The sequence below is a fragment of the Nodosilinea sp. AN01ver1 genome (genome assembly GCF_050565655.1).
In the GTDB taxonomy this organism is placed as follows: Bacteria; Cyanobacteriota; Cyanobacteriia; order Phormidesmidales; family Phormidesmidaceae; genus Nodosilinea.
The window spans coordinates 62217-79750 of sequence record NZ_JBNXVS010000011.1 but is presented as its reverse complement, the minus strand read 5'-3'; the positions used below and the strand labels follow the sequence as shown (position 1 = coordinate 79750).

General features: G+C 60.3%; 13 protein-coding genes and 1 pseudogene. 11 read left to right on the top strand and 3 right to left on the bottom strand.

Annotation, left to right across the window (positions count from 1 at the left end):
• The first annotated feature begins 24 nt into the window (after nt 1-24).
• The 6 genes and pseudogenes from ACQ4N7_RS11360 (at nt 25) to xylB (ending at nt 8408) form a co-directional block, all read left to right on the top strand.
• Complete coding sequence (locus tag ACQ4N7_RS11360) at nt 25-1065, top strand: AI-2E family transporter (RefSeq protein WP_430711717.1); 1041 nt, start codon at nt 25-27, stop codon at nt 1063-1065.
• 139 nt (nt 1066-1204) lie between these two features.
• Nucleotides 1205-2761, top strand: a complete 1557-nt coding sequence (locus tag ACQ4N7_RS11355; RefSeq protein ID WP_430711716.1) for a mercuric reductase — start codon at nt 1205-1207, stop codon at nt 2759-2761.
• 306 nt (nt 2762-3067) lie between these two features.
• The gene (locus ACQ4N7_RS11350; RefSeq protein WP_430711715.1) at nt 3068-3952 is read left to right on the top strand and encodes an MBL fold metallo-hydrolase; all 885 of its coding nucleotides are present in this window, start codon (nt 3068-3070) and stop codon (nt 3950-3952) included.
• 381 nt (nt 3953-4333) lie between these two features.
• Nucleotides 4334-4860: pseudogene (locus tag ACQ4N7_RS11345) on the top strand (O-acetyl-ADP-ribose deacetylase).
• 508 nt (nt 4861-5368) lie between these two features.
• On the top strand, nt 5369-6784 hold the full coding sequence (locus ACQ4N7_RS11340) for an NAD(P)/FAD-dependent oxidoreductase (protein WP_430711714.1): 1416 nt from the start codon (nt 5369-5371) through the stop codon (nt 6782-6784).
• A gap of 154 nt (nt 6785-6938) precedes the next feature.
• Complete coding sequence (xylB, locus tag ACQ4N7_RS11335; protein ID WP_430711713.1) at nt 6939-8408, top strand: xylulokinase; 1470 nt, start codon at nt 6939-6941, stop codon at nt 8406-8408.
• Here xylB and ACQ4N7_RS11330 read toward each other — a convergent pair.
• The 3 genes from ACQ4N7_RS11330 to ACQ4N7_RS11320 form a co-directional block, all read right to left on the bottom strand.
• Nucleotides 8378-9352: a carbohydrate kinase family protein gene (locus ACQ4N7_RS11330; protein WP_430711712.1), complete on the bottom strand. Its 975-nt coding sequence runs from the start codon at nt 9350-9352 to the stop codon at nt 8378-8380. The genes xylB and ACQ4N7_RS11330 overlap by 31 nt on opposite strands.
• Nucleotides 9353-9405: 53 nt before the next feature.
• A complete protein-coding gene (locus tag ACQ4N7_RS11325) occupies nt 9406-10365 on the bottom strand; it encodes a sugar-binding transcriptional regulator (RefSeq protein ID WP_430711711.1) in 960 nt (319 codons plus the stop codon).
• A 107-nt stretch (nt 10366-10472) separates the two neighbouring features.
• Entirely contained in the window at nt 10473-11273 is an 801-nt protein-coding gene (locus tag ACQ4N7_RS11320; protein ID WP_430711710.1) for an SDR family NAD(P)-dependent oxidoreductase, read from the bottom strand.
• 166 nt (nt 11274-11439) lie between these two features.
• Here ACQ4N7_RS11320 and ACQ4N7_RS11315 point away from each other — a divergent pair, with 166 nt between their 5' ends.
• The 5 genes from ACQ4N7_RS11315 (at nt 11440) to ACQ4N7_RS11295 (ending at nt 17530) form a co-directional block, all read left to right on the top strand.
• Nucleotides 11440-12801 (top strand): ABC transporter substrate-binding protein, encoded by a 1362-nt coding sequence (locus tag ACQ4N7_RS11315; protein WP_430711709.1) that lies wholly within the window; start codon nt 11440-11442, stop codon nt 12799-12801.
• Nucleotides 12802-12943: 142 nt separating this feature from the next.
• A complete protein-coding gene (locus ACQ4N7_RS11310) occupies nt 12944-13864 on the top strand; it encodes a carbohydrate ABC transporter permease (protein WP_430711708.1) in 921 nt (306 codons plus the stop codon).
• Between the two features lies 1 nt (nt 13865).
• A complete protein-coding gene (locus ACQ4N7_RS11305; RefSeq protein ID WP_430711707.1) occupies nt 13866-14687 on the top strand; it encodes a carbohydrate ABC transporter permease in 822 nt (273 codons plus the stop codon).
• 193 nt (nt 14688-14880) lie between these two features.
• The gene (locus ACQ4N7_RS11300; RefSeq protein ID WP_430711706.1) at nt 14881-16083 is read left to right on the top strand and encodes an ABC transporter ATP-binding protein; all 1203 of its coding nucleotides are present in this window, start codon (nt 14881-14883) and stop codon (nt 16081-16083) included.
• Nucleotides 16037-17530, top strand: a complete 1494-nt coding sequence (locus ACQ4N7_RS11295) for a mannitol dehydrogenase family protein (RefSeq protein WP_430711705.1) — start codon at nt 16037-16039, stop codon at nt 17528-17530. The genes ACQ4N7_RS11300 and ACQ4N7_RS11295 overlap by 47 nt, the downstream gene beginning before the upstream one ends.
• Nucleotides 17531-17534 lie beyond the last annotated feature (4 nt).

The window sequence follows — 17534 nt, the reverse complement described above, 5'->3', positions numbered from 1 at the left end:
CACGTGCCACGGAGCAACGACACCATGACCCCCGATCGCCCCAGCCTGACCCAGATCCAGAGTCGGCTAGTGCCAATTCTGCTGATTATCATTGCGGTCATTCTCACGGTGCAGGCGCTGCGCCTAACCCGCCCGGTGACTATGCCGATCGCCTTTGCCTTTTTTATTGCGGTCGTGGCCTACCCGGTGCAGGCCTGGCTAGAGCGCTATGTGCCCAAGTGGCTGGCGATGGTGGGGGTGCTGGCGGTGCTGGGCGCTGTGGTGGGGCTACTGGTGGGGGCGATCGAACTCAGCCTGGAGCTGGTCGCACCCAAGCTGCCGCAGTATGGCGATCGCCTGCAGTCGCTGGCCCAGTCGGCCCAGGGCTGGTTGGGCAACCACGGGCTGCCCACGGGCGGGCAGCCGTCGGATGGTGCCATGTCACAGCTTTTGCAGCGAGCGGTGGGCGGGGTGCAGTCGGTGCTGGGCAGCCTCAGCCTGCTGGTTTTGGTGGCGTCGTTTTTGGCGCTGCTGCTGCTGGAGGTGGGTAAGTACCGCGATCGCACCCAGCGCGCCTTCCCCGACGAGGTCGGTGACCACATCATTCATGCGGTGTCGAGCATGGGCCAAAAGCTGCGCCGCTACTTTTTAGTAGTCGCCTTTACCAGCGTAATTACGGGCGTTTTGACCTCGCTCTGGTGCTGGGTGCTGGGGGTGGGGCTGGCCTTTGTGTGGGGGCTGCTGGCCTTTGTGCTCAACTTTATTCCCACCCTGGGGTCGATTATTGCGGCGATCGTGCCGGCTTTGGTGGCTACCCTGTTTCAAGGCCCCGCCGTTGGCGCGGCCACCCTGGTGGGCTTGGCGGTGCTGCAAACGATTTTGGGCAATTTTGTCGATCCCAAGCTCCAGGGCAAGTATCTCAAGCTGTCGCCCTTTGTCGCCCTGCTGTCGATTGTGTTTTGGGGCTGGGTGTGGGGCATTCCTGGGGCCTTCATTGGCGTACCCATGACCGCCGCCGTGATGCTGCTCGCCAGCGAGTTCGGCTCGAGTCGGCCCATTGCCATCATGCTGGGCGGCGGCGACTGAGGCGATCGCGCAGCCAGCCCTCAGGGTATTCTCAGGCGGTGGTTTTAGGGTTGGGCTGTGGTGATGGCTGCGATCGCTGGCTGGGTTTAGGCCTACACTACGAGCAAACCGTACCGCCCGCCTTTCTCTCAACCCAACTATGACGGCCCCATCCCTCAACCCTGAGCCCGCCCTGCAGCCGCTCAACCGCTACAACCAAACCCTGCAAGCCCATGTGCATCCGCCCGACTGGGTGAACCCCACCCCGGCTCAGCACTACGACCTGGTCGTAATTGGGGCCGGTACCGCCGGGCTGGTGGTGGCCGCCGGGGCGGCGGGGCTGGGGCTGGGGCTCAAGGTGGCCCTGGTCGAAAAAAGCCTGATGGGGGGCGACTGCCTGAATGTGGGCTGCGTGCCCTCCAAATGCGTGATTCGCTCGTCGCGGGTGGTGGCCGACATGCGCGAGGCAGCGTCTTTTGGCATTCAGCCGCCCAAGCAGATTGAGGTTGACTTCGCCGCCGTCATGGACCGCATGCGCCAGATTCGGGCCGACATCAGCCACCACGACTCGGTCGAGCGCTTTAGCAATCTGGGCATCGACGTATTTTTGGGCCAGGCCCGCTTTGTCGATGGCAAAACGGTGCAGGTGGGCGAGCACCGTCTGCCCTTCAAAAAAGCCGTAATCGCTGCCGGTGCCCGCGCCCACTGTCCCGATGTGCCGGGTTTAGCCGAGGCCGGGTTCCTCACCAACGAAACGGTGTTTTCTCTCACCGAGCGGCCCCGTCGCCTGGCGGTGATTGGCGGTGGCCCCATCGGCTGCGAGCTGGCCCAGGCCTTTCATCGTTTGGGCAGCGAGGTCACGCTGCTGCACAACCACAGCCACCTGCTCAACCGCGAAGATGCCGATGCCGCCGCGATCGTGCAGCAGCAGCTGCGCCAAGAAGGGCTCAATCTGGTGTTGGAGGCCAAGCTAGGGCGTGTGGAGACAACCGCCACAGGCAAGCGGCTCCACTACAGTCAAACCGATGCGGCAGAACTCAAAACCGTAGAAGTCGATGAAATCTTGGTCGGGGCCGGACGGGTGCCCAACGTCGATGGCCTCAACTTAGAGGCCGTCGGGGTCGAGTACGATCGCCGCCGGGGCGTGGTCGTCAACGACCATCTGCAAACCACTAACCCCCATATTTTTGCCGCTGGCGACATCTGCATGGACTGGAAATTTACCCACGCCGCCGATGCCGCCGCCCGCATTGTGATCAAAAATGCCCTGTTTGCCCCCTTTGGTCTGGGCCGCAGCAAGCTCAGCAGCCTGGTCATGCCCTGGGTCACCTACACCGACCCCGAAATTGCCCATGTAGGGCTCTATGCCCACGAGGCCAAGCAGCAGGGCATTGAGGTTGACACGATCGAAATCCCGTTTTCATCGGTCGATCGCGCCCTGGCCGACGGGGAGAGCGAGGGCTTTTTGAAACTTCTGCACAAAAAAGGCTCTGACAAAATTTTGGGAGCCACCATCGTCGCCCGCCACGCCGGAGAGATGATCAGCGAGATCACCCTGGCGATCGTCACCGGGCAGGGGCTGAGCGCCCTCAGCGGCGTCATTCACCCCTACCCCACCCAGGCCGAGGCGATTAAGAAAGCCGCCGATGCCTATCGCCGCACCCTGCTGACGCCGCGCACGCAGTCACTGCTGAAGCTGCTGACCAAGCTTAGCTAGGGCACTATCACTGTATTCGCTGCCCCTCGTGCCAAAGCTCTGCATTGGCATGCTTGTTGGCGGCTCTGCCGCATGGTTGAGATGACAAAGCCATAGAAGCGGAGGGGAAAGGTTCCACGGCAAATTCTGCCGAAGGGCGTAACTTTTTAGCAGATTCGTCCCTAGATAGAGCAAGAAAGGTCGGCATTAGTTTCACCATGACAAGAGTATCTAGGGACTACTTTGCCTGTTTTTATACTCAAGAAAAATAAGCAAACTCTGGGTTGATTTCAAGCTGTTAAAACCAGCGCTGCTTAACAAAAGCTTATGACACAATCTCCGCCTGCTACCGATAAAGCTGCCATTCAGCTTGTGTTGCCCGACGATGGACAAGCCCCAGACTTTCAAACCGGGTCGATTGTTTTTGTCGGCAATGCCACAACGATCATTCGCTACGGCGGCTTTACTATTTTGACCGACCCTAACTTTTTGCATCGGGGTGAACACGTGCACCTGGGCTATGGCCTGCGATCGGCCCGCAGAACCAATCCGGCTATGGAGCTAGAAGACCTGCCGCCGATTGACTTTGTGCTGCTATCCCACATGCATGAAGACCATTTCGATCGCGTAGTAGAGCAAAAATTAAACAAAGATCTGCCCATTTTGACCACCCATGAAGCGGCCCGAAAACTGACTCATAAAGGGTTTAGGGCTACCTACGGGCTGCACCACTGGGAACAGCGCACCCTGGTCAAAGGCGATTCTTATCTACAGCTGACGGCCATGCCGGGGCGACATGGGCCGCCGTTTCTGGCCGCGCTACTGCCCTGCGTAAACGGCAGTCTGCTGGAGTTTCAGCGATTGGGCGATCGCCCACCTTTTCGCCTTTACATCAGCGGCGACACCCTGATGCATCAACCTCTGGAAGAGATTCCCAAGCGCTACCCCAATATTGATCTGGCTCTCATTCACCTGGGCGGCACCAAAGTTTTAGGGGTCTTGCTGACAATGAATGCTGAACAAGGAATTCAGGCCATTGAGCTGATTGCGCCACGGGTGGCGATTCCCATCCACTTCAACGATTACACCATTATGAAATCACCGCTGAGTGATTTTATTGAGGCCGCAGAAGCCGCTCAGTTAAAGACCCAAATTCAGGTTTTAGAGCACGGCGATGAATATACCTTTGAGGTGCCTTTTAGCAAAGAGTAAGTAGGTAGGCAGCTCGGTGTAGCCCACGTTTGCAAGTGGCAATTTTACGCCAGTGGGATGCGTCCAGACAGCTCTGCCTCGCAACGAATCTCGCCAGCAGTAACGGGGCAATCCCCCCGCTCAATGTCCCCGCCATGAAAGCTGCTTTTTCGGCCCAGGTTTTCACGCTCGGGTCGGGAACTAAACTCGCCAGAGTCGGTCTAGGCATGCGAAGGGGGGCGTTGGCCGCTCTCGCCGACCTATAGCGAACTTTATATACCGAAACTGCCCCTGGTGCGCTCTGCATCAGGGGTTATTTAATGGCCACCAGCTTGCACCCTAGGAGCACGATGCCGCAGCGGTGGTGCATGATGAAATTGCCCCCGTTTGCAGGCCGACCCCATGCCCAAATCTGAGCCGCTAGAGCGCCTAGTCGTGCTTCGAGGTGATATCACCCGACAGAACGTCGATGCGATCGCCAATGCCGCTAATGAATCGCTGCTGGGCGGCGGCGGTGTCGATGGGGCCATCCACCGCGCTGCGGGGCCAGAGCTATTGGCCGCCTGTCGGCAGCTGGGCGGCTGCCCGACGGGGCAGGCCAAAATTACCCCAGGCTACAACCTACCCGCCCAGTGGGTAATTCACACCGTAGGGCCGGTGTGGCGCGGCGGGCAGCACAACGAAGATGATCTGCTGGCCAGCTGCTACCGCCACAGCCTGGCCCTGGCCCTGGAGTATGACATTCGCACGCTGGCGTTTCCGCCATTAGCACCGGGGTCTATGGCTTTCCGCTAGAGCGAGCGACTCAGATTGCGATCGCCGAAGTCAGTACCGCGCTAAAAGTCTCGCTGGCGATCGAGCAGGTGAGATTCATCTGCTTTGGGGATGAGGCCTATCGGGTCTATCAATCGGTGCTGGCCGAGACGTAACCCCTGCGGTAGATAGGCATCTTGGCCGTGCAGGTGAGACCTATTGCCTACGAGCAATCACAATTTACGTTGGATTGCAGAGAGCCTGTGTCTGTTCTCAACACCGTCACAAAAAGTCTAGATAACCCACAAGCTACGTTGGAGTACTTACACTGAAGCTAGTTCGCTTTAATTCAGGCGATCGCTTTTTTGACCCAGCTGCGACTAAGTAGGTGGTCCTCAGTAGAGGAGGCTGTAGGGTGAGTTGTGGCGACAGCCCAACGCACCGGGAGGTCTGGGCTGATGCGTTACGCTGGCGCGATAACACATCCTACGAATAATTAAGGCGGCCTATTTAACTATGTTTTTTGGTTGATAGGGCCAGCAGCATTTATTTATAAATCGGCTGAAAATGTCTGTCTAATAAAGCGATCGCACCTGTAATAAAGCCACCTAATGAAGCAATCGTTGAACTCTGGTACTTCTTCAACGGGCTTCAGCAAAGACGATTTGAGATGGAGCCAAGTCCATGGAAGACATCGCTACTGAGACCAATCCTCACCGGGTTGTGATTGTGGGGGGAGGGTTTGGCGGGCTCTATGCCGCTAAAGCGCTAGGCAAGCTTAAACAGGTTGACGTCACGTTAATTGACAAACGCAACTTTCATTTATTTCAGCCGCTGCTGTATCAGGTTGCGACGGGCAAGCTGTCACCTGGGGATATTTCATCGCCGTTGCGAGCTATTCTCAGCCGCTATCGCCGCGTCAAAGTGTTGATGGACACGGTGATGGATATTGACCCCCAGCAGCAGCAGGTAACGCTGAACCACACAACCCTGCCCTACGACACGCTAATTGTGGCCACGGGTGTCAGCCACCACTACTTTGGCCATGATCAGTGGGCCGAGGCCGCACCGGGGCTAAAAACCGTTGAAGATGCCCTGGAAATGCGCAAGCGAATTTTTGGCGCGTTTGAAGCGGCTGAAAAAGAGTCGGACCCAGAGCGGCGGCGGGCCTGGCTGACCTTTGTGGTGGTGGGCGGCGGGCCAACCGGCGTGGAGCTGGCCGGAGCGCTGGCCGAGCTAGCCTCCCACACGCTCAGGGACGAATTTCACCACATTGACACCACCGAAACCCGCATTTTGCTAATCGAAGGGCTCGATCGCGTGCTGCCGCCCTACCCCGCCCAGCTGTCGGCCAAAGCCGCCGAGGCCCTGAAGGATCTGGGCGTGACGGTGCGCACCCAGTCGCTGGTGACCGACATTGACGACGATGTGGTGACGGTGCGCCAGGGCGATCGCACCGAGCAGATTCGGGCCAAAACCATTCTCTGGGCCGCCGGGGTCAGGGCCTCGGCGATGGGCAAGGTGCTGGCCACCCGAGCCGGTGCCCAGCTCGATCGCTCGGGCCGGGTGATGGTGAACCCAGACCTGAGCCTGCCGGGGCAGCCCAACATCTTTGTGGTGGGCGATCTGGCCCACTTTGCCCACCAGGGCGTTGGCGCAGCCTCTCCGGAGGAGAACCAGCCCCTGCCAGGGGTTGCGCCCGTGGCCATGCAGCAGGGGGCCTACGTCGCCAAGCTAATTCGGCAGCGGCTGCGGGGCGGCGATTTAGCGGCCTTTCACTACGACGATGCGGGCAGCCTGGCGGTGATTGGCCACCACGAGGCGGTGGTGAATATGGGGCGGTTCAAGCTCTCAGGCCTGCCGGCCTGGCTGATCTGGATTTTTGTGCACATCTATTTTCTGATTGAGTTTGACAACAAGCTGGTGGTGATGATCCAGTGGCTGTGGAGCTACTTCACCCGTAAAGGCGGCGCGCGCCTGATCACCTGGGAGGAAAGCCGTCTGGATGAGCCGGTGGTGGCGACGGGGGAACCCATTGAACAGCCCTCCGCCAGCGAACGGACAGGACCCAAGCAGCCGTCGCTGGCTGAGCTGAACTAGCAGAGCAGCAGTCCATGACGCTGGCGCGTCACTCCAACCGATGAAAACGCACTCAACCGTTCCCTGAGCGGAGTCGTTGGTGAATCCGCCCCAAAGGGGCTAGGGACGGCTATTTTGAGGGCAATGATGGCAACTAAGGGATGGGGAGGTTAACTTGGCGGACGTAGTGATTGGTTTAGACCTGGGTACGGGCGGCGTGCGGGCGATCGCGGTCAATCTGCAGGGCCAGGTGGTGGCCCAAACCACCCAGAGTTACCCGCTGCTGACGCCGCACCCCGGCTGGACCGAGCAGCATCCTTCCGACTGGGTGGATGCTACTTTGAAAGCTCTGAGGACCGTGGCAGGACAGCTCGGCGGGCAGAACGTGCTTGCCTTGGGGCTTTCGGGGCAGATGCACGGCATGGTGCCGCTGGATGGGGCGGGCCAGGTAATTCGCCCAGCCATTCTGTGGAATGACCAACGCACGGGTAAAGCGGTCGAGGCGATCGAGGCAGCGGTGCCCCGACAGGAGCTAATTCAGCGCACTGGCAACCCGGCCATTACAGGCTTCCAATTGCCCAAGCTGGTGTGGCTGCGCCAAGAGGAACCGCAGGCCTACGACCAGGTGCAGCAAATCCTGCTGCCTAAGGACTACCTAGGCTACGTGCTGACCGGGGCAGCGGCGACGGAGCCTTCGGATGCCTCGGGGATTGGCTGTCTAAACCTGGCCAGCCGCCAGTGGGACAAAGACATTCTATCGGCGCTGGATCTAAACCCGGAGCTGTTTCCTCATGTGGTCGCATCGACAGCCATCGTCGGTCGGCTGCGGCCAGAAATGGCCGATCGCACCGGGCTGCCCGATGGCTTGCCCGTAGTGGCTGGCGGCGGTGACAATGCGGCGGCGGCGATCGGCCTGGGCATTTCTGAGCGCAGTCTGGGTCGGGGTAGCCTCAGCATTGGCACGTCGGGGGTGGTGTTTGCCCCCTGCGATCGCCCCACCCCCGACCCCGAGGGGCGCGTGCACCTGTTTTGCCATGCCGACGGCGGCTACCACCTGCTGGGGGTAACGCTGGCGGCGGGGGGTGCCCTGCGCTGGTACCGCGACACCTTTGCCCCCAACATTGGCTTTGCCGACCTGATGGCGCTGGCGGAAAAATCGGAGCCGGGGGCGCGGGGCGTGCTGTTTTTGCCCCATCTGGCGGGTGAGCGCAGCCCCTACCTCGACCCCGACACGCGGGGAGCCTGGGTGAATCTGTCGCTGGCCCACACCCAGGGCGACCTGATTCGAGCGGTGCTGGAGGGGGTCGCCTTTAGCCTGCGGGCGGCGCTGGAGGTGATTCAAGACATTGCGCCTGTAAACCAGCTGTTGGCCACCGGGGGCGGGGTGCGATCGCCCCTCTGGTTCCACCTGCTGGCCGATATACTGGGTACCGAACTAGTGGCCCCCAAAGCCGAGGAAGGGGCGGCCTACGGAGCGGCGATTCTGGCGATGGTGGGGGTGGGGGCCTATTCAACTCTGGAAGCGGCGTTTGACCTGCTGCCGGAGGCGATCGAGGCGGTGCAGCCGCAGAAACAGGACGCCTACGAGGCGGCGTTTGAGCGCTACACCCCGCTCTACGAGGTGCTGAAGGCTGTCAGGAATTGATCGACGTCTTGAGCCGTGGGCTGGGCGGCGATCGCCCCCGGTTTCAGCGTCGTCAGTGCCCCCACAGCGCTGGCATAGCGCAGAGTCTCCGCGATCGCCTCAGCCCCTTGCAGGCTTTCCCAGCCCCGCTGACAGAGCTGATGCAAAAATCCCGCCAGAAATGCATCCCCCGCCCCGGTGGTATCGATGCTGTCGACATCAAAGGCGGGTAGCGAAAGGCTGTGCTGCCTGGTGGCGCAGGTGCTGCCGTTGCCCCCGTCGGTGAGCAGCACGGCCTCACACTGGGGGAACTGCTGGCAAATCTCAGTGGCAGAGTCGGTATCCAGCAGCCACAGGGCTTCTTCGCGGGAGAGCTTGAGCAGGTCGGCGGCCTGCAAAAACTCGTGAATTTTGGGCGGCGCAAGCTCTACGTCAGGCCAAAACACCGGACGCCAGTTCAGGTCAATCACAATCTTGGTTCCCGCCTGCTTAGCTTTATCGAGCGCCCGCTCCATAGCGCTGGCGGTGGTGGCGTAGGCGAGCCCCAGCGTGCCCATCACCAGATACTTCACCCCCGTAAAATCAACGCCGTCAATCCACTCTGAGGAAAGGTGGGCATCGGCAAAGGCGGCGGGGTCGGGGGCGCTAAAGCCGATGAAGTTGCGATCGCCCGTCTCATCCCGCTCCACCAGCACAACCCGAGTGGGGGCAGCGGCGTAGCGCTGAATTTGGCAGGCAACCCCCTGCTCCTTTAAGACCCCAATCAGCCAGTCGCCCACGTCGTCCTGGCCCAGGCAGCTGACCATGCGGGTGGGGGTGCCGAGTTTTGCGATCGCGGCGGCCACATTGGCCGGGGCACCGCCGGGGTAGTCCGTCCATTCTGCTGAGGAACGCTGGCGGTTCTGGCCGACCTCAAACAGGCGATCGACTAAATACTCTCCCAGACAAATAACAGGCTCGGTCATGGTTTTCTCCAAATGGGTTGGCAGGCCTCAGTTGACCTGGGGGCAAGGGCGCATCATTTGGCCAAAATTGCCGTGGCCACCGCTTCGTCGGTAATCAGCCCACTGATCAGCTGGCCCTTGAGGGCGGCGAGAATGGCTTCGGTTTTACGCGGCCCGCCTGCGACGCCGATTACCAGGCGCTGGGCAGGCTGCTGTAGAGGCACGCCAGCTACGCGAGTATTGGTGCCCTGGCGCAGCAACATGCCCTGGACGTCGAAGGCCCAGCCCGCAATTTCGCCGACGGCTCCCAGCTCGATCAGCTCGGTCAGCTCGGCCTCGTTGATAAAGCCATCCTCGTGCAGAGGGGCGTTCCAGGCGATGTGGCTAACGCCAACAAAGGTGACTTTGGCCTGCTCCGCCAGCGCTTTGACCGCCGTGAACGATCGCTGGGTCTGCAGCAGGTCGCGCTCTTCCACGCTGGTGGCAACCGCTGGCGTGGGCACCGGGTAGGTCTGCGAGCCCACCCGGTCAGACAAGTGCATGACCACATCGTGGCGACCCGCTAGCCCATAATGCGACATGTTGCCCACAATCGAGACGATCTTGTGCTGGGGCTGATCCATCGCCGGAATTTGGTCGACCATAGCCCGCAGGGTACGGCCCGAGCTAAAGGCCAGCACGGAGGGCGATTTTGCCACTAGATAGGTCTCCAGGTGGGTAGCCGCGCAGACCCCCAAACCGTTGTAGGGGTCGCTGCCGTCAGCGGAATTGGGGACGACTTCGCATAGAGAGAGCGCAAATTTATCCCGCAGGGCCTCGGCCAGGGCAATGCAGTGGCTAAGGGGGTGGTCGAGGCGAAACTTGATCAGCTTTTCGCTGACGGCGAGCGCCACCAGCCGCTGGGCCGACTGCCGCGACACATTCAGCTTGCAGGCAATTTCTTCCTGAGTGTTGCCAGCGATGTAGTACAGCCAGGCCGCATGGGCTGCCAGGTCGAGTTTGCGGTCGCGCTTTTCTAAATAAATATCTCCCATCGCTCACCTCAGAACCCACCACTGCCTAAAGTAAGAATCTTATGCGATTAAAGATCTGACCAAAGATAGATTGAGCATTACTTCCACTAGAGAATATTTGCTCATTTCTATTGCCCCCCTGTGACATCTAGATTGAACCCGGTGATGTAGCTGGCCTCATCGCTCATCAGAAAGGCGACGCCGTTAGCAACCTCTTCCAGCTTTCCCAACCGCCGCAGGGGCACCGAGTTGATCATCTGCTGCTCGACGACCTTGGGGTCGGCATCAAAATACTGCGACCCTACCCCCGCCTGCAGTTCCGTCTGCCGGGTCCACATAAAGCCGGGGCCAATCAGCGACGGCGATAGAGCATTAACGCGAATGCCGTAGGGAGCCAGGTCTTTAGCTGCCGTTTGGGTCATACCGATGACCGCAAACTTGGAGGCGGCGTAGGCCAGCATGTTGGGCGGCCCGTCTACCCCAGCGTGGCTGGCCATATTGACGATCGCCCCGCCGCCGTCGCGTAAATGCTGGGCGGCAGCTTTGAGCACGTGAAACACGCCCACCACGTTGATGTCAATCACCTTTTGAAAGTCTGCTGCGGGGTACTCGTCGGTTTTGGCGAACGCGCCCTGGTACCCCGCGTTGTTAAAGACGTAGTGAATCTGTCCTGTCTGCTCAACCGCTGCCGCAAATACCTGTTTCACCTCATCAGCACTCGTCACATCGCAGCAAAAGGTATGAACCGAATTGCCGCCGTCTTTGAGCGCCTGGGCTACCTCGGTCAGCTTAGTGTCGTTAATATCCAGCAACACAACGGTTGCCCCATCGGCGGCAAATCGGTGGGCGGTGGCCCTGCCGATTTCCCCCGCCCCGCCCGTGATCAGGATGGTTTTACCCCGGAAAGCATAGGTTGCCGTCGCGCTCATACAGCTGGCCTCAGTGTGAGAACTGCAATCAAGAATTGTTGCGAATACTACTGAACGTCTCACCCTTGGGAAGCGACATCAGTATGATTCCATTATTGGGCTTTTGCCCACTACTAGGGCATAAATTCAACTTAGTTTATTTTTTTGAAATTCGAGGAGCCGTGCGATGCACCTTTTTCGCCGTGCTAGTAGGCGTGCCAGAGGGCTGGTGGCCTTTCTGATTGGCCTCCTGCTGGTGCAGCTTGTCAACGCCTGTTCGGCAGGGCCGCAGGCGGGCGGCAAAACTCGCCTCACCATTGCCACCGTCAACAACGGCGACATGGTGGTGATGCAGGAGCTGTCGAGCCAGTTCGAGGCCGATAACCCCGATATCGAGCTGCGCTGGGTCGTGCTGGAGGAAAATATTCTGCGCCAGCGCACCACCACCGATGTGGCCAGCCAGGGCGGTCAGTTCGATGTCTTGACGATTGGGTCTTACGAAGCGCCGATCTGGGCCAGGCGGGGCTGGCTGCGATCGCTCGACGGGCTGCCCGCCGACTACGACGTCGACGACCTGCTCGACCCCATTCGCACCGGGCTTTCCTACGAAGACACCCTCTACGCGGTGCCCTTCTACGGCGAAAGCTCGATGCTCTACTACCGCACCGACCTGTTTGACAAAGCAGGCATTACGGTGCCCCAAAATCCGACCTACGACCAGGTGGCTGACTGGGCCAGCCAGGTCCACGACCCAGAGAACGGCGTCTACGGTATTTGCCTGCGGGGCAAACCGGGCTGGGGCGAGAACATGGGCTTTCTTTCAACCCTGGTCAATACCTATGGTGGCCGCTGGTTTGATATGGACTGGAACCCCACCATTGACACGCCCGAGTGGCAAAACGCGATCAGTTTTTACGTGGACATCATGAAACAGTACGGGCCGCCCGGAGCCAGCTCCAACGGGTTTAACGAAAACCTGGCCCTGTTCTCCACTGGCAAGTGTGGCATGTGGGTCGACGCTACTGTCGCGGCTGGTCTGCTGTCTAACCCAGAAGCATCCCAGGTGGCCGATGTGGTCGGGTTCGCCCGTGCTCCGGTAGCGTCTTACCCCAATGGCTCCAACTGGCTGTGGTCCTGGGCGTTAGCCATTCCCGCAACCTCCCAGTCGCCGGAAGCCGCCGAGCGCTTTGTGGCCTGGGCCACCTCTAAGGAGTACATCCAGCTGGTGGCGGAGGAGTATGGCTGGGTCGCTGTGCCGCCGGGCACCCGCAAATCCACCTACGCCAACCCCAACTACCAGGCTGAGGCCCCCTTCGCCGAAATTGTGCTGAACTCGATTCAGTCCGCCGATATCACCAACCCCTCCCCCAAACCCACCCCCTACAAGGGCGTGCAGTACGTCGATATTCCTGAATTTCAGGCGATCGGCACCCAGGTGGGTCAGCGTATGGCGGCGGCCCTAGCCGATAACCTCTCGGTTGAGCAGGCGATCGCGCGATCGCAGAACGTCGCCGAACGGTTCATGCGGCACACCGGGTATATCGAGTAGCGCTTGCTTGGGGAAGGTAAGGAGATGAGGAAGATAAGGAGGTGAGGAAGGTGAAGACGTAATCCCTTCATTCCCCCCATTTCCTCATCCTCTCCATCTCCTCATCCTCCCTATCCCCCCATCCCCTCACCTCCTTTTTAAGATGACTTCCACCGTAGTAACAAGACCTCAACAACCACCGCCGCCCGCGCGGGCGCGATCGCACCAGCGCATCCCCGCCCGCCTGCTAGTGGCCCCTTCCGTGATTGCCCTGGTGCTCTGGATGGTGGTGCCGCTGGCGATGGCGATCTGGTTTGCCTTCCAGCGCTACAACCTGCTGATTCCAGACGAGCGCGAGTTCGTTGGTTTCGCCAACTTTACCTACATTCTCACCGACCCGGCGCTGTGGATTTCCATCGGCATCACGCTGGTGCTGGTGGTGTCGGTGCTGGCGATTACGATTGGCCTCGGTACCCTCTGCGCGGTGCTGTTTAACCAGGATTTTGCCGGGCGCGGCATCGCGCGGGTGCTGGCGATTTCACCGTTTTTTGTCATGCCCACGGTCAGCGCCCTGATCTGGAAAAACATGCTGATGCACCCGGTGAACGGGCTGTTTGCCCAGATCACGCGGGGGCTGGGCCTGGGGGCAATCGACTGGTTCGCCGACTTTCCGCTGCTGGCGATCATCATCATCGTGTCGTGGGAGTGGATGCCCTTTGCCCTGCTGATTTTGCTGACGGCGATTCAGTCGCTGGATGCCGACCAGATGGAAGCGGCGCGGATGGATGGCGCTAGTGCCACGCAGCTGTTTCGCTTTGTGGTGCTGCCCCACTTGAGCCGGGCGATCGCGGTCGTCGCCATGATCGAGACCATCTTCTTTCTCACCATCTTTGCGGAAATCTTCGTGACGACGGGGGGCGGCCCTGGCCTCGCCACCACTAACCTGGCCTACTACATCTACCTGAAAGCGCTGCTGGAGTTCGATGTGGGCGGTGCGTCGGCGGGCGGTTTGATCGCCGTCGTGCTGGCCAACATCGTGGCGATTTTCCTCATGCGCAGTGTTGCTCGTAATTTGGACACCTGATATGGCAAGTCATACCTCTACTCGCTGGTGGATTCCGGTGCTGGGCTGGCTGGTGGCCTGCCTGCTGTTCTTCCCCATTTTCTGGATGTTCATCACCAGCTTTAAGACCGAAGTAGCGGCGGTGGCGACCCCACCTCAGATCTTCTTCCGACCCACCCTGGAGAACTACGTCACCATTCAGGAACGAGCGTCATACTTTACCTTCGCCTGGAATAGCGTGGTGATTTCCCTGGGGGCGACGATTCTGGCCCTGCTGCTGGCGATTCCGGCGGCCTACGCCATGTCGTTCTTCCCCACCAAGCGCACCAAGGGCACGCTGCTGTGGATGCTTTCCACCAAGATGCTGCCCGCCGTGGGTGTGCTGGTGCCGATCTACATCCTGGCGCGGGAGACGGGTCTGCTCGACACCCGCATCGGCCTGATCATCATCTACACGCTGATCAACCTGCCGATTGTGGTGTGGATGATCTACAGCTTTTTTAAGGAAGTGCCCAAGGAAATTCTGGAGGCCGATCGCATGGATGGTGCCTCCACATTTCAGGAACTGCGGCACGTGCTGCTGCCATTGGCACTGCCGGGGATTGCCTCCACGGCGCTGCTGTCGATCATTTTGTCCTGGAATGAAGCCTTCTGGAGCCTGAATTTAACGACGTTTGACGCGGCTCCGCTGACGGCGTTTATCGCGTCCTTCTCTAGTCCCCAGGGTTTGTTCTGGGCCAAGTTATCTGCCGCTTCGACCCTGGCGATCGCGCCCATCTTGATCTTTGGCTGGGTCAGCCAGCGGCAGCTGGTGCGAGGTCTCACCTTTGGGGCCGTCAAGTAAAACTCTAAAACCGTAGGTTGGGTGAAGCGCCAGCGCAACCCAACAAACCCAGGCCAGTGTTGGGTTCCAAATCCGTAGGTTGGGTGAAGCGCCAGCGTAACCCAACAAACCCAGACCCATGTTGGGTTCCACTCCGTTTCACCCAACCTACAGCAATCTGTTTAGCTTTTTCACTTAGTAAGGTGAGCCACCTATGTCAACCGTCACGTTAAGAGACATCCATAAAACCTACGTCGATCACGAGGTGATCAAAGGCGTTGATCTCGACATCAACGACCAGGAGTTCGTCGTCTTTGTCGGCCCCTCCGGCTGCGGCAAATCCACTCTGCTGCGCATGATTGCGGGGCTGGAAGACATTACCTCCGGCGACCTGCTGGTCGATGGCGAGCGCATGAACGACGTGCCCCCCGACAAGCGAGGCCTGGCGATGGTGTTCCAGACCTACGCCCTCTACCCGCACATGACCGTGGCCGAAAACATGGCCTTTAGCTTGCGCCTGGCGGGAGTTTCCAAAGAACGACGCATGGAGCGGGCGCGGGATGTAGCGCGCATTTTGCAGCTCGAACCGCTGCTCGATCGCAAGCCCAAGGCCCTCTCCGGTGGGCAACGGCAGCGGGTGGCAATCGGTCGTGCCCTCGTCCGCAATCCGAAGGTGTTCCTATTTGACGAACCCCTATCTAACCTGGATGCGGCCCTGCGGGTGCAGATGCGCATCGAGCTGTCGGGCCTGCACGAAAGCCTGCAGTCGACCATGATCTACGTCACCCACGACCAGGTGGAAGCCATGACCCTGGCCGACAAAATTGTGGTGCTCCAGGGCGGCGTAGTCGAGCAGGTGGGGTCACCCCTGGAGCTGTACCACCATCCCCGCAACCTGTTTGTGGCCGGGTTCATCGGCTCGCCCAAGATGAACTTTATGGGGGTGCAGACCGTGGGCGTGCAGGATTCGGGCACCACCGTGCGGCTGCCCGGCGATGCCACCGTGACCGTGCCGGTGCAGCCCCGCTCTCTATCGGCGGGCGATCGCGCCACCCTGGGCATTCGCCCTGAGCACCTCCGCATTGACGCCAACAACCCCACCCTGATGGGCGAAGTGCTGGTGGTCGAGCGCCTCGGCGGCGAAACCTACCTCTACGTCAAGATCGCTGGCGGCGACACCTTTATCGTGCAGACCGATGGTAACAGTCGGGCCAAAGTGCGCGATCGCGTACCCCTCTCGATCAACGGCGATCTGTGCCACCTGTTCGACCCCTCCGGGCTGGCCATTCCCAAAGCCGAGCGCCATCACCTCACGCTGCAAGACCATCCTGAATTGTTACAGCACACTGAAGCACCGCTAGAGCAGACCTATGAACAGCAACCCCAACCCAACCAAATCCCTCGTCAAGCTGACTGAGCGCAACCTCTCCCAGTTGCCCAGCTCGGTGCGAGTGCCCCGGTACGATCGCAGCGCCGTCACCCCCGGCATTGTCCACATTGGCGTGGGCGGCTTTCACCGCGCCCACCAGGCCCTCTATATGGACAACTACCTGGAGCAAAACCCCGGCAGCGACTGGGCCATCTGCGGCGTCGGCCTGCTGGAGTTTGACCAGAAAATGCGCGATGCCCTGCATGCCCAGGACTGTCTGTACACGCTGGTGGAGCGCTCCCCGGCTGGAGACGATGCCCGCGTGATCGGCTCTATCACCCAGTACCTGTTCGCGCCGGATGACCGGGAGGCCGTAATCGCCACCCTGGCCGACCCCCAGTGCCGCATCGTCACCCTGACCATCACCGAAGGCGGCTACTACGTCGTCGAGGGCACGGGCGAGTTTGATGTGAATCACCCAACGATCCAGCACGACTTGCAAAATCCCGAGCAGCCCTACGGCGTCTACGGCTTCCTCACCGCAGCGCTGAAGCGGCGGCGGCAGCAGGGCATCGCGCCCTTTACCCTGCTCTCCTGCGACAACATCCAGGGCAATGGCGACATGGTGGGCCGCATGCTGACCACCTTCGCCCAGCACCAAAACCCCGACCTGGGCCAGTGGATTGCTGAAAACGTTGCCTTCCCCAACTGCATGGTGGACCGCATTACCCCGGCCACTACCCCCGGCGACCTGGCGATGGTGGCCGACCAGTTCGACATCGACGATGCCTGGCCCGTGGTGGCGGAACCCTTCACCCAGTGGGTAGTCGAAGACCGCTTTTGCAACGATCGCCCCGACCTGGAAAGCGTGGGTGTGCAGATGACCGACGACGTACACCCCTACGAAATGATGAAAATCCGGCTGCTGAACGCCAGCCACCTGCTGCTGGGCTACCTCGGCTCCCTCAAGGGCTACACCTACGCCCACGAAGCGATGGCCGATGACCAGATTCGCCAGGCGATCGCGCACCTGATGGATGAAGTCACCCCCACCCTGCGCCCCGTCCCTGGCGTCGACATCCGGGAGTACAAACAAACGCTGGTAGAACGGTTCTCGAATCCGAAGATTTGCGACCAGCTAGCCCGCTTGTGCCTCAACAGCTCCGATAAGCTTCCCAAGTTTGCCCTCGGCTCTGTGCGGGACGTGCTGAAGCAGCAGGGTGCCATTGACTACCTGAGTCTCACCATTGCCGCCTGGTTTCGCTACCTCAACGGTACCGATGATCACGGTCAGGCGATGCCCATTGATGACCCCATGGCCGATACGCTGATAGAACGGGCGCGATCGGGTCGTGAAGATCCATCCTCGTTGCTCAACCTGACCGGGATCTTTGGCGACTTGCCCCAGTCGTCGCGATTTGCGGAAACGGTGACGCAGCACCTGCACCAGCTCTACGAATCGGGCACCGCCGCCACCCTGGCCAGGCTGCTCTAGCGCA